General features: G+C 56.4%; 10 protein-coding genes. 9 read left to right on the forward strand and 1 reads right to left on the reverse strand.

The window, feature by feature from the left end; genetic code table 11:
- Positions 1-319: 319 nt before the first annotated feature.
- The gene (locus VJR68_RS04835) at positions 320-1,693 is read right to left on the reverse strand and encodes a DegQ family serine endoprotease (protein ID WP_324146433.1); all 1,374 of its coding nucleotides are present in this window, start codon (positions 1,691-1,693) and stop codon (positions 320-322) included.
- 470 nt (positions 1,694-2,163) lie between these two features.
- Between VJR68_RS04835 and VJR68_RS04840 the strand changes: the two genes are divergently transcribed.
- The 9 genes from VJR68_RS04840 to VJR68_RS04880 all read left to right on the forward strand — a co-directional run bounded on the left by VJR68_RS04840 (position 2,164) and on the right by VJR68_RS04880 (position 11,090).
- A complete protein-coding gene (locus VJR68_RS04840; RefSeq protein WP_324146434.1) occupies positions 2,164-5,433 on the forward strand; it encodes an LAGLIDADG family homing endonuclease in 3,270 nt (1,089 codons plus the stop codon).
- A gap of 94 nt (positions 5,434-5,527) precedes the next feature.
- A complete protein-coding gene (locus VJR68_RS04845) occupies positions 5,528-5,992 on the forward strand; it encodes a hypothetical protein (protein ID WP_324146435.1) in 465 nt (154 codons plus the stop codon).
- A gap of 229 nt (positions 5,993-6,221) precedes the next feature.
- Positions 6,222-6,965: an NrdJb gene (locus VJR68_RS04850; RefSeq protein WP_324146436.1), complete on the forward strand. Its 744-nt coding sequence runs from the start codon at positions 6,222-6,224 to the stop codon at positions 6,963-6,965.
- A gap of 77 nt (positions 6,966-7,042) precedes the next feature.
- Positions 7,043-8,440, forward strand: coding sequence for an ATP-binding protein (locus VJR68_RS04855; RefSeq protein WP_324146437.1), 1,398 nt, complete (start codon positions 7,043-7,045; stop codon positions 8,438-8,440).
- A gap of 251 nt (positions 8,441-8,691) precedes the next feature.
- On the forward strand, positions 8,692-9,078 hold the full coding sequence (locus VJR68_RS04860) for a hypothetical protein (protein ID WP_324146438.1): 387 nt from the start codon (positions 8,692-8,694) through the stop codon (positions 9,076-9,078).
- A gap of 10 nt (positions 9,079-9,088) precedes the next feature.
- On the forward strand, positions 9,089-9,274 hold the full coding sequence (locus tag VJR68_RS04865; protein WP_324146439.1) for a hypothetical protein: 186 nt from the start codon (positions 9,089-9,091) through the stop codon (positions 9,272-9,274).
- 26 nt (positions 9,275-9,300) lie between these two features.
- Positions 9,301-9,702, forward strand: coding sequence for a pentapeptide repeat-containing protein (locus VJR68_RS04870; protein WP_324146440.1), 402 nt, complete (start codon positions 9,301-9,303; stop codon positions 9,700-9,702).
- 19 nt (positions 9,703-9,721) lie between these two features.
- Positions 9,722-10,285: a hypothetical protein gene (locus VJR68_RS04875; protein ID WP_324146441.1), complete on the forward strand. Its 564-nt coding sequence runs from the start codon at positions 9,722-9,724 to the stop codon at positions 10,283-10,285.
- 211 nt (positions 10,286-10,496) lie between these two features.
- Positions 10,497-11,090: a hypothetical protein gene (locus tag VJR68_RS04880; RefSeq protein WP_324146442.1), complete on the forward strand. Its 594-nt coding sequence runs from the start codon at positions 10,497-10,499 to the stop codon at positions 11,088-11,090.
- The last annotated feature ends 277 nt before the right edge of the window (positions 11,091-11,367 follow it).

Genomic DNA, 11,367 nt, shown 5'->3' on the forward strand with positions numbered 1-11,367 from the left:
ACCCAGCGACTTGCATTTCGCCCAAGACACTGGGCCCCGGCTTTCGCCGGGGCGACGATTTCCGGTGACGTTGAATTTACAAGAAAAATTTTCGCCGTCGGGCTACGTGTCGAGATCTAATCAATCAAAAAGACTTTTCCCGGACAGCGGTGCGCGAAAGCGGGAATCCATTGTTGCTCTGAGGCCAAGGCGAACATGGATGCCCGCTTTCGCGGGCGTGACGACCATGGGGGAGCTACGGGCTGGGATGCAATCCCAGCATTTACCATGCACCCGACGCTGGGATTTTCATCCCAGCCTACGGGCAACGCGCAACGAACTACTGCACCACCACGTAATTCAAACCTTCATCCGTCGCCACCAGCAGCACCAGCTGACGCGGACGCGCCGCCGCCAGCCCCTGCAAATCCCGCAGGCTGGTAATGCGCCGATTGCCCACGCCGACGATCACATCACCCGACGAAAGCCCCGCCTGCGCCGCGCGGCTGTTCGGATTCACCGTCGACGCCACCACGCCTGTCACCCCCTGGCTGGCCTGCTCGTCGCTGAGATCGCTGAAGGTCACGCCGGCGAGGCGCGGATCGAGCTTGGCGCCATCCACCATGGCCGTCTTCTGCGGCGTAAGCTGCGCCGTCACCTTGCGCGTCGCGCCATTGCGCAACGTCATCAGCGTCACCGTGCTGTTCGGTGGCAGCAAGCCGATCGCATTGGTGAGCTCACCCGCATCATGCAGATCCTTGCCATTCACCGCGGTAATCACATCGCCTTCCTGCAGGCCGGCACGCTCGGCCGCCGAACCCGGCAGCACGCGCGTCACCACCGAGCCCTCGTTGCTCTTCAGGTTGAGCACGCGCGCAATGTTTGGCGTGATGTCCTGCGTCTGCGCGCCGAGGCTCCCGCGGCTCACCTTGCCGTGTGCGATCAACTGCTGCATCACCTCGGTGGCAACATCGCTGGGAATGGCAAAGCCAATACCCACGTTGCCGCCCGACGGCGACAGGATCATGGTGTTGATACCCACCAGTTCACCACGCAGGTTCACCAGCGGACCGCCGGAGTTACCGGGATTGATCGACGCATCGGTCTGGATGAAATTCTGGAAGCTCGAACCACCCAGGCCCGAACGCCCCAGTGCGGAGACGATGCCCGACGTCACCGTCTGTCCCAACCCGAATGGCTCGCCCACCGCCACCACGAAGTCACCCACGCGCAGCGTCGACGAATCGGAGATCGGTAACGCCTGCAACTTGTCGGCGTTGATCTTCACCACCGCCACGTCGGTCGCCGGATCGGTACCCACCAGCGTGCCCTTGAAGTTGCGGCCATCCTGCAGCGTCACCGTGATGTCATCGGCGCCGCCCACCACATGATTGTTGGTGAGGATGTAACCCTTCGCCGCATCCACGATCACGCCTGAGCCAAGGCTCTGTTCCACCTGTTCGCGCGGCGTGCCCTGTAGGCCGAAGAACTGGCGGAACACCGGATCGTCGAAGAACGGATTGCGTACCCGCACCCGCGTCTTGCTGGAAATGTTCACCACCGCCGGCGTCACCTTTTCCAACATGGGCGCGAGCGAAGGCAGCGGCTGGCCGTCGATGGCCGAGGGCAACACCGCGTGCGCGTGCAACGGAAGCACGGCGAGTGATGCGGCGACAAACAGGGCAGTAAAACTGCGGAGAAAACGCGGGCGCATGAAGTCTCCTGGAGCGAATGAAAACTGCTGGTTCGACTCGCCGCGGGGCGGACGGTTCCCAAGCATGCAACGTGCCGCAGGCACGGATGCAACGTCCCGAATCGCGGCGAGGCATTTTAAATCGCATGTGTCAGACGGTTGCGCTAGCGCAACTCGGCATGCGCAACGAAACAACTTCAGCTTAAATCCCGTGATGGTGCAGTCAGCCCTTTACATCCTGCGATGGCAGGGGTAACGTTCGCCCAGTCGCAACCACAACATCTTGTGTGCAGATGTCCTTCTGTCACCCAAGTGGTGGGGCGGCGAACAACGTCAGTGGGGGCTGTCGCCAATCGCGAAAACCCAGGCCCGACCCTCATGCGCGGGGCATGAATCGGGACGCCAGGTCATTTGCCGGCCACTGATGTCCTTACACCAATAAGACAAGAAACCAACGGGGCCGTGAGGCCATGCAGGAGGTCAGGAAGCCCATGAGCACATTGCGTGCAACAAACACTGGTCGCGATGCCGCCGCCATTCCGCTGCAGCCCGCCTCGCAAGACATCTGGGACAAGAAGTACCGCCTGCGCACCAAGAACGGCGACCCGGTCGACGCCACCATCGACGACAGCTGGCAGCGCGTCGCGCGCGCCCTCGCCGAGGTGGAAGCCACGCCCGAACTGCGCGAACACTGGTATGAGCGTTTCTTGTGGGCACTGCGCCGCGGTGCCATTCCCGCCGGCCGCATCACCTCCAACGCTGGCGCGCTGGAACACAAGCCCGCCACATCCACCATCAACTGCACCGTGTCCGGCACCATCCGCGATTCGATGGACGACATCCTGCAGAAGGTGCACGAAGCCGGCCTCACGCTGAAAGCGGGCTGTGGAATCGGCTATGAATTTTCCACGCTGCGTCCGCGCGGCGCATACGTGTCGGGTGCCGGCGCTTACACCAGCGGCCCGCTCTCCTTCATGGATATCTACGACAAGATGTGCTTCACCGTGTCTTCCGCCGGCGGCCGCCGCGGTGCACAGATGGGCACGTTCGACGTCAGCCATCCGGACGTCAAGGAATTCATCCGCGCCAAGCGCGAAAACGGCCGCCTGCGCCAGTTCAACCTGTCGCTGCTGATCACCGACGGCTTCATGCAAGCCGTCGAGCACGACCAGGATTGGCCGATGGTCTTCCCCGTGCACGTCAAAGAGCAGGGCGACATCGACCTCCACGACGCCAGCAAGGTCGTGTGGCGCGAATGGCCCACTACAGAAAATTATGTCGTGCGCGACGACGGTCTGGTCGCTTGCAAGATTTATGGGCACATCCGTGCACGTCATCTGTGGGACATGATCATGGTCTCCACCTACGACTACGCCGAGCCCGGGTTCATCCTCATCGACAAGGTGAACGAGATGAACAACAACTGGTGGTGCGAGCACATTCGCGCTACCAACCCGTGCGTCACGGCCGACACCTGGGTACAGACGAGCGATGGCCCGCGTCAGGTTCGTGATCTGCTGGGCCGTGGCTTCAAGGCACGCGTGGACGGTAAGGACCATGCAACAGGTGCCGAAGGCTTTTTCCGCACCGCCACCAAGCCGGTACTCGCGCTACAGACAGAAGAGGGTTACCGCCTGCGCCTCACCGCCGATCATCGTGTCCGTCGCGTATCGCGCCTGACCCGTTGGAGCGTGGAAACGGAGTGGTGCGAGGCTGGGCAGCTGCGTGCGGGTGACCGCGTCCTGCTCAACGACCATCGTGACAATGCAAGCTGGACTGGCACGCTTACCGAAGAGCAGGGCTATCTGCTCGGCCTGCTGGTAGGCGACGGCACGCTCAAGCAAGAAGCGGCTGTTCTTTCGGTCTGGACGCAAGCTGCAGCCGTGAACGCGACCGGAAGCGGCGGAGCGCAGGCGCTGATGCGTGAAGCATTGCGCTGCGCCCAGACCTTGCCGCATCGCACCGATTTCAACGGTTGGTCCGAAGTGCAAGGGCGCAACGAATGGCGCATGAAGTCCGCTGCGCTCCGCGACCTGGCGTTCGAGCTGGGCATGAGCATTGGCAACAAAGCCATCACGCCGGCGCTTGAGAAAGCATCCAGCGATGCCTGCCGCGGCTTCCTGCGCGGCTTTTTCGATGCCGATGGCTCCGTACAGGGCGGCCAGACGAAAGGCGTGTCCGTGCGCTTGGCGCAATCGGATATCGCGCGTCTGGAAGCCGTGCAGCGCATGCTGCTGCGTCTGGGCATTCCTTCCCGTATCTATCGCGACCGCCGCGTGGCTGGCAGCACCATGTTGCCCGATGGCAACGGTGGGGTGCGCGAGTACGCCACACAGGCTCAGCACGAGCTTGTCATTGCAGGCGAATCACTGGCCGGCTTCAACGAACGGGTCGGCTTTGCTGATAGCGACAAGGCAGCGCGTCTGAAAACGCTCCTCGCCGGATATCGCCGTACCCTGAATCGCGAGCGCTTTACCGCCACCGTGGCCACGCTGGAGGCCGATGGTGTAGAAGACGTCTATGACGTACAGGTCCCCGGGATTAACACCTTCGATGGAAACGGTCTGCACGCACACAATTGTGGTGAGCAACCACTTCCACCTTACGGCTCCTGCCTGCTCGGCTCCGTCAACCTCACCACCTTCGTGCGCGATCCCTTCGGCCCCAAGGCCCGCTTCGACTGGGATGAATATCGCGACGTCGTGAAGATCTTCACCCGCATGCTCGACAACGTGGTGGAGATCAACGGCCTGCCGCTGGAGCAGCAGCGCAACGAGATCCTTTCCAAGCGTCGCCACGGCATGGGCTTCCTGGGCCTTGGCAGCACGCTCACCATGCTCAAGATGCGCTACGGCAGCGCCGATGCGGTGTCCTTCACCGAAGAGGTTTCGCGTGAAATGGCCGTGGCCGGTTGGGAAGTCGCGCTGGAGCTGGCCAAGGAAAAAGGCCCGGCGCCCGTGCTCAGCAAAAACTACACCGTCACCGGCGACATGCTGCGCAAGCGCCCGGAGATGGTCGAGGACGGCTACAAGGTGGGCGACCTGATTCCCGGCCGCGTGCTGCATGCCAAATACAGCCGCTACATGCAGCGCGTCGCCACCGTGGCGCCCAATCTTGTCAAGGAGTTGGCCGAAACGGGCGCGCGCTTTACGCACCACAGTTCCATCGCTCCCACCGGCACCATCTCCCTCTCGCTGGCCAACAACGCCAGCAACGGCATCGAGCCCAGCTTCGCCCATCACTACTCGCGCAACGTCATCCGCGAAGGCCGCAAGACCAAAGAAAAGGTCGAGGTGTACAGCTACGAGCTGCTCGCCTATCGCGCGCTCATCAATGCGCAGGCCATGCCGTTCAGCGACGACCCCAAGGCCAAGCTGCCGGAATACTTCGTTGCGGCCGATGACATCACACCCAAGGAGCACGTGGACATCCAGGCTGCCTCGCAGCTTTGGGTGGATTCCTCCATCTCCAAGACCGCCAACGTACCGACCGATTACCCCTACGAAGACTTCAAGGACATTTACTTCTACGCCTATAAACAGGGCCTCAAGGGATGCACCACGTTCCGCTTCAACCCCGCTGCATTCCAGGGCGTGCTGGTGAAAGAAGCCGACCTGGAAAACACCCTCTACCGCTTCGAATTGGAGGACGGTAGTGTTGTGGAACTGAAAGGCAACGAAGAAGTGGAGTACGACGGAGAGACACACACCGCCGCCAATTTGTTCGATGCTTTGAAGGAAGGCTATTACGGAAAGTTTTAGTAGTGGCACGCAACGCAAAATCGCGCTACGTTTCCGCTCACCGTGATCAAGCCTGATGCAAGTTCCATAACAACGACCGGAGGGGAATACCCGCATGTCAATCGATACCGAGTTTGAAGTACACAATGACGATCTGCTCACGCCGGCCGCCCCGGTAGCCGAAGAAGAGTCCGCTCCGGCCGCAGCGCCGAAGAAGGCTCGTCGCAAAGCAGCCAAGAAAGCCACTGCCAAGAAAGCCGCTCCTGCCAAGAAAGCAGCGAAGAAGGCAACCAAGAAAGCCGCCAAGAAGGGCGCAGCAAAGAAGGCCGCCAAGAAAGGCGCAGCCAAGAAAGCGGTAAAGAAAGCCAGCAAGAAGGCAGCCAAGAAAGGCGCTGCCAAGAAAGCTGCAAAGAAGGTCAGCAGCAAAAAGACGGCCCGCAAGGCCGCAGGTAAGAAGACGGCCAAAAAGGCCGCAAGCAAGAAAACCGCCAAAAAGGCGGTAAAGAGGTCCACTGCCAGCAAGAAGGCCGGTCGTAAGGCGACCAAGAAAACCGCCAAGAAGGCCGCCCGCAAGAAGTAAGCAATGCCAATCCGGCCCGACGCGAGTCGGGCCGGATTTCTTTTTCAGCTCCTCTCTTTATGAAGTCGACAAAGTGAGGGGCGACCCGCTTTTCTCCCTCTCCCCGTTATTGATCAAAGATGGGGGAGAGGGCTGGGGTGAGGGGCGAATCCAGCCACAGCGCTTGAAAGAGCCGCGAGCGAATCCACTCATTCCTTCAGACGCCAACATATCTACAGGAACACAACACATGACGATCAAGATCGAAAAGAAGATCAAAGGCTACGAGGTCGTCAAACCCGAAGACAAAGCCACACTCGCCGCGCAACCCGCCGCCGAGCAGCCCAAAGAGGCGCCGATGGCGGAAGTCATCCAGATGCACGAAAGCCTGGAGCGCCCCGAGGCCCTGATCGGCTCCACCTTCAAGATCAAATCCCCCCTGTTCGAGCACGCCCTCTACGTCACCATCAACGACATCGTGCTCAACGCCGGCACCCAGTATGAGCAGCGCCGCCCCTTCGAAATCTTCATCAACTCGAAGAACATGGACCACTTCCAGTGGATCGTCGCCCTCACCCGCATCCTCTCCGCCGTGTTCCGCAAAGGCGGCGACGTCACCTTCATCGTGGAAGAGCTCAAGGCCGTGTTCGACCCCCGCGGCGGCTACTTCAAAGCCGGCGGCGTCTACATGCCCAGCATCGTCGCCGAGATCGGGGCGGTGATCGAGCAGCATATGAAGAACATCGGGCTGATCCACGATCCCGAGATGAGCGATGCGCAGCGTGCGCTGATTGCCGAAAAGCGTGCCGCCTACGAGCAAGCCACTCAAAAAAAAACTGAGCTGACCGTCACCAGTCCCACTGATGCTGACACCAACGACTCGGCCGGCTTCCCGCCGGGCGCTACGTTGTGTGCGAAGTGCAATACGAAGGCGTTGGTGTTGATGGATGGGTGTCAGACTTGTTTGAATTGTGGGTATAGCAAGTGTGGTTGATTTAAATCATTTAGCTCTTGAGCAAGGTGGCTTCGGGCCACCTTTTTTCTGGGCGGCATTAGAAAATAGGACATCAAATGATTGAAGATAGAGTTGTCATCGATGCAGAGCTAAATAGATTGCTTTCGATCGATGAAGATCATTTCACCGATCTAAAAAGCAAGGATATCCAGCCGGCCAAATTACAGGAGACCTTTGTTGCATTTGCGAACGCGGACGGAGGTGAATTGTATCTGGGTTTAGAAGACAAAAAATATACAGGCGATCGTATTCGTCCTTTTTTAACTAAAGAAGATGCGAATGCAATTCTCGCTGTATTGTTAGAGCAAACAACGCCTTCGGTAGAGAACGTTGGTGTGGAGTTTCTCTCTATTCCTCAGCGCGGTTATCTCCTGCACATTTCAGTGCCGAAGAGCACAAAAGTTCATTACACGAGCAACGGGGATTGCTATCTTAGGTTGAATGCCAGCAAGGTTAAATTGAAAGGAGAGAGGGTAACTCAGCTGGCATACTCGAAGGGCGCAGCCCCGTACGAACGGGTTGCAGTTGAGTCTGTCGATGTAGAGGAAATGATTGAATCTGAAATTCTTCGTGACTACATGACGCGTATATCTACCTCTTTGGAATCCAGTAAATTTTTGAAAAAGCAGCGATTACTCACAGAGAAGAACGGTAATTTCATGCCTAATGTAGGCTGCGTTCTTCTTTTTGATGAGGAGCCGCAGGCGTCCATTGAAACGCGATGTGCAATTAAGGTTTATCGGCTCAGGACTACAGAGGCTGAATACAAGCGAGAGCATCTTGTTGGAATGCCAAAGACGGTTAACGGATCAATCGAGTCTATTATTAGAGCGGCAATTGCTGAGGTTTCCAGTCTCGTAGACGGAGCTTCCTATCATGATGGCAAAAAAATAGTAAATCTAAAGTACCCCTCTGAGGCAATTAAAGAGGTCCTTGTGAACGCCGTCATTCATAGAGATTATAGTTTGAATGATGATGTGCATATAAGGATTTTTGATAATCGCATTGAAATATCTAGTCCTGGGAAGCTTCCGGGGTACATGACTTTAGATAATCTGTATGACGAACGTTTTTCGAGAAATCCAAATATCGTTAGAATGTTGCATAATTTACCCAACCCCCTGAATCACGATATTGGCGAGGGATTAGATACGGTTCGTAACGAGTTGCGAAAAGCGGGCTTAGTTGCTCCGACCTTTGAGCAACGCGGAAATGCTTTCGTGGTTATTATTAAACATCAAAGACTGGCATCTATTGAGGATGTTGTTATGCAGTATTTAAGTAATAAGCAAGATGCATTTGTTACTAATAAGCTTGTGCGGCAGTTGAGCGGAGAGGGTGATATTAACAAAGTCAAGAAGGCCCTCCAGAGATTGCGCAATGATGGAAAGATTGAGGTCGTTGATCCGAACGCATCTTCGTTTAATTTTAAGTACAAAAAAGTGCAACAGTAGTTTCCCTAGAATCAATCTAGAGCGAATTGGAAAACGGGTCAGGTTGCGTTGTTCCAGGTCGAGGTCAAGTTCACTTCTGAGGCATATGTGGGCCATGGCAAGATGGGTCGGGTTACTCTCGTAACAATTCCAGGTCTAGTTTGGGGCTCAAATAGATCAACTTGTTGCCATCTACCGAAGTAGATTCGGCGGTAAAAACGCACGGAGGGGTCATGGGATCAGAGCAATATCTGGTACGAATAGAGGCTTCGATGAAGATCGACATCGACCTCTATCGAGGTGGCAATGCCACGTCGCCACGGTTCGACAACGTCCGGGACAAGGACGTCATCAAGGTCAAAGACCCTCAGTCTGGCCTTATCAAGGTCAAGGGCATGTCCGGTGGCATATCGACGTTCACCGCCCCACGCCCGGAGCCAAATTGGTGGTGGATCAAGGCCGGTACCATAGTTCCGCATGGATTGGTGGTGACCCGCGACACAACGAATCCGAAAACTGGCATAACGCACTACACCATTCGACCTTCGGAAGATATGTTGCTGACGGCGTATACCGAACAGCTATGCAGCCTGCTGGATGTCTCCAAGCTGCCTATCGAAGAAGCCATTGCTCGTGGCGGTCGCTGGATAAACGGTTGAGGAAAAAGATATGGAATGGGCTGAGATCAACTGCATCATTGAAGCGCTCGAAGTGTTGATAGAAAAGTACAAAACGCTCCTTGAAAGCGGTACGCAGAACGAAGACGACAAATCCGATACAAGCAATGACCTGGCGTATGCAGAGGTGCTTCTTGGTAAGTATGAAGATATGCGGGCGAAAGCGGCGAAAGATTGAAAGTTGTGAGTTCCCTCGATACTCGCATGCAGATCAAAAACGAAACCTTTGAGCGTCGCCTATTCAAGCCAGCAAGTTGGGAGGAGCAGACGTTTCGGTTTTGCAGGTTCCGCGATATCGATGGTCAAGGCCTGCATGTGACCTCCGATTTCATCGATTGCGAATTCGAAAGCGGAGACTTTTACTGGGCACACTTCAACGTGGTCGTATTCGTTGGGGTGGTCTTCAAAAACTGCCGGTTCCGGGGATGTGCTTTCTCGGGCTGCAGGCTGGTCGAATGCCGTTTTGAGAACTGCGAGTTCGCCCAGGACAACCTGGGTGGCAACTGCACATTCGAAGGTTCTCGGTGGTACGGCTGTAAACAGTCCAGCTCGCAAGGGCTCCGTGAAACGCTGGCCGTTTTGGAGCGGTCGGCTCAAGTGCGATAGGCGAAGCGAGCCCTTCCATATGAGCGTGTGGGAAATTACGACTAGTTTGATCGACAGGGTTGCCATGCTCGTCGTGGCTGACGATGACGAAAGCAGCTTTGAGCGAAGCAAGGAACTGGCAAAGCGTTTCGACCTCAGCGGTGCTCGTCTCCATTGGGTGGAGCGTCCAAAGCTTGGTGTATTCGTCGACAAGCGAAGCAAAAAGCCGAAGCCGCGCGCCGATATAAGCCCATTCAAGCCCGGTGCGCTGATGCTGAGTGAAAAAGCTTATCAGGCACTAGGCGATTTCCTTGCCAATTTCGGCCAGTTACTCGAAGTGGATGTAGAAGGCCATACTGAGTACTACTTCAACGTCACTACCATCATTCATTGCCTGGATCGCGAGCGTTCCAAGATACAGCCCTTCGGTTTCGTGGAAACGGCTGTGTTAAATGAGGATGCGATACCAACGGCGCCCACCGTGTTCAAGGATCCAGCGATACAGACAAGCATCTATATCAACGATGCTGCCAAGGCCGACCTGGAAGGGCGGATTGCGCAGCGCGGTCTTACGGGGAAGGGCTTTCGCAGGGTTGACGTCTGAAGCGTGTAGCCGGGATGCCAATCCCGCTAATCTCCGTTGCAGAAGGCAAGGATTTTCCACATGTCTAGGGGGACTCAATGAATCCAAGCGATTTTCGGACAAGAATGGTGCCAGGTTGAGTTATTGCGAAGCCCGTGGTGGGGGAAGGGATAGAGGTAGTTGAGGATGCTTAATCACGTAGTTCCTTTTTTGCTTGAGGAACAGGAAAGTCATGGTCGAGCCAACGCAGCCAACATCGGAAAGCAGAGCCGCAGATAGAAAGAGTTTTTATCTGATCATCTGGTTCTCTATGATCATTCCCGCCTATTTCATAGCTGTTTCGGAAATGCAATCCGGCGTAAGCGTGTACCCGTGGGTCGATACGTGGATTGTTTGCCCAATAGCCCTTATCGGCGGTCTGCGTGTTTTGATGATCGTTTGGAAAAAGTGGCGCGCAGCGAACTTCACCTACGAAGCAAAGGATGGCTCCATGGTCGAGATGACGTTGATCGGTGCCGTATTCCGAGGGGTCTTCTTGGTTGCGATGATGAGTGTTGTGATTGGATTTATCGCCCATGGCTTGATGCGGTTTGTCGTCCAGATCATGCCTGGTCAGTTGGCTATCTACGACGTTCACATCACCAGCTATTCGGGCAGCAGGAGATGTCGACGAATGATGAGCTATCAAGACCCGGTCACGTCGCAAACAGTGATGCTATGCGCCGACTTCGTTCCAGGTAATCTCTACGATGGCGAGCTTCTCCGAGTGAACGAGATTGTCGGGCACCTTGGAACTCGCGTTAGCCGGTTTCGTCTCGAGCCTTAGCAGAGAAGAACGGTAAAAACAGTTCCGGCAAAAACGGTCCCAGGTTCAGTTGTTAGCGGCACCGCTTCAAAATTCGTGATTAAGTCAACAGGTTTTGCCGTGACTGGTCCGTAAACAGTCAGTCGCATAGAAAGAGCGTAAGCGTCACCCGATGTCACATCGACACAACGCTGCCGTCGTGATCAGCAGGCCGACGTTGTCTGCCAGTGGCCCCGAAGCGGCAAAAGCGTGTCGATATCGCGATCGAGCGTGGTGGGAAGGCGGGTGAGTACGTCGG

Source organism: Dyella sp., from assembly GCF_035277725.1.
Taxonomy (GTDB): domain Bacteria; phylum Pseudomonadota; class Gammaproteobacteria; order Xanthomonadales; family Rhodanobacteraceae; genus Dyella_B.

Excerpts from the sequence above, each read along its gene's own strand:
- VJR68_RS04880 (WP_324146442.1), top strand. The coding sequence starts at position 10,497 with ATGGTCGAGCCAACGCAGCCAACATCGGAAAGCAGAGCCGCAGATAGA.
- VJR68_RS04875 (WP_324146441.1), top strand. The coding sequence starts at position 9,722 with ATGAGCGTGTGGGAAATTACGACTAGTTTGATCGACAGGGTTGCCATG.
- VJR68_RS04870 (WP_324146440.1), top strand. The coding sequence starts at position 9,301 with ATGCAGATCAAAAACGAAACCTTTGAGCGTCGCCTATTCAAGCCAGCA.
- VJR68_RS04850 (WP_324146436.1), top strand. The coding sequence starts at position 6,222 with ATGACGATCAAGATCGAAAAGAAGATCAAAGGCTACGAGGTCGTCAAA.
- VJR68_RS04860 (WP_324146438.1), top strand. The coding sequence starts at position 8,692 with ATGAAGATCGACATCGACCTCTATCGAGGTGGCAATGCCACGTCGCCA.
- VJR68_RS04845 (WP_324146435.1), top strand. The coding sequence starts at position 5,528 with ATGTCAATCGATACCGAGTTTGAAGTACACAATGACGATCTGCTCACG.
- VJR68_RS04865 (WP_324146439.1), top strand. The coding sequence starts at position 9,089 with ATGGAATGGGCTGAGATCAACTGCATCATTGAAGCGCTCGAAGTGTTG.
- VJR68_RS04835 (WP_324146433.1), bottom strand. The coding sequence starts at position 1,693 with ATGCGCCCGCGTTTTCTCCGCAGTTTTACTGCCCTGTTTGTCGCCGCA.
- VJR68_RS04855 (WP_324146437.1), top strand. The coding sequence starts at position 7,043 with ATGATTGAAGATAGAGTTGTCATCGATGCAGAGCTAAATAGATTGCTT.
- VJR68_RS04840 (WP_324146434.1), top strand. The coding sequence starts at position 2,164 with ATGAGCACATTGCGTGCAACAAACACTGGTCGCGATGCCGCCGCCATT.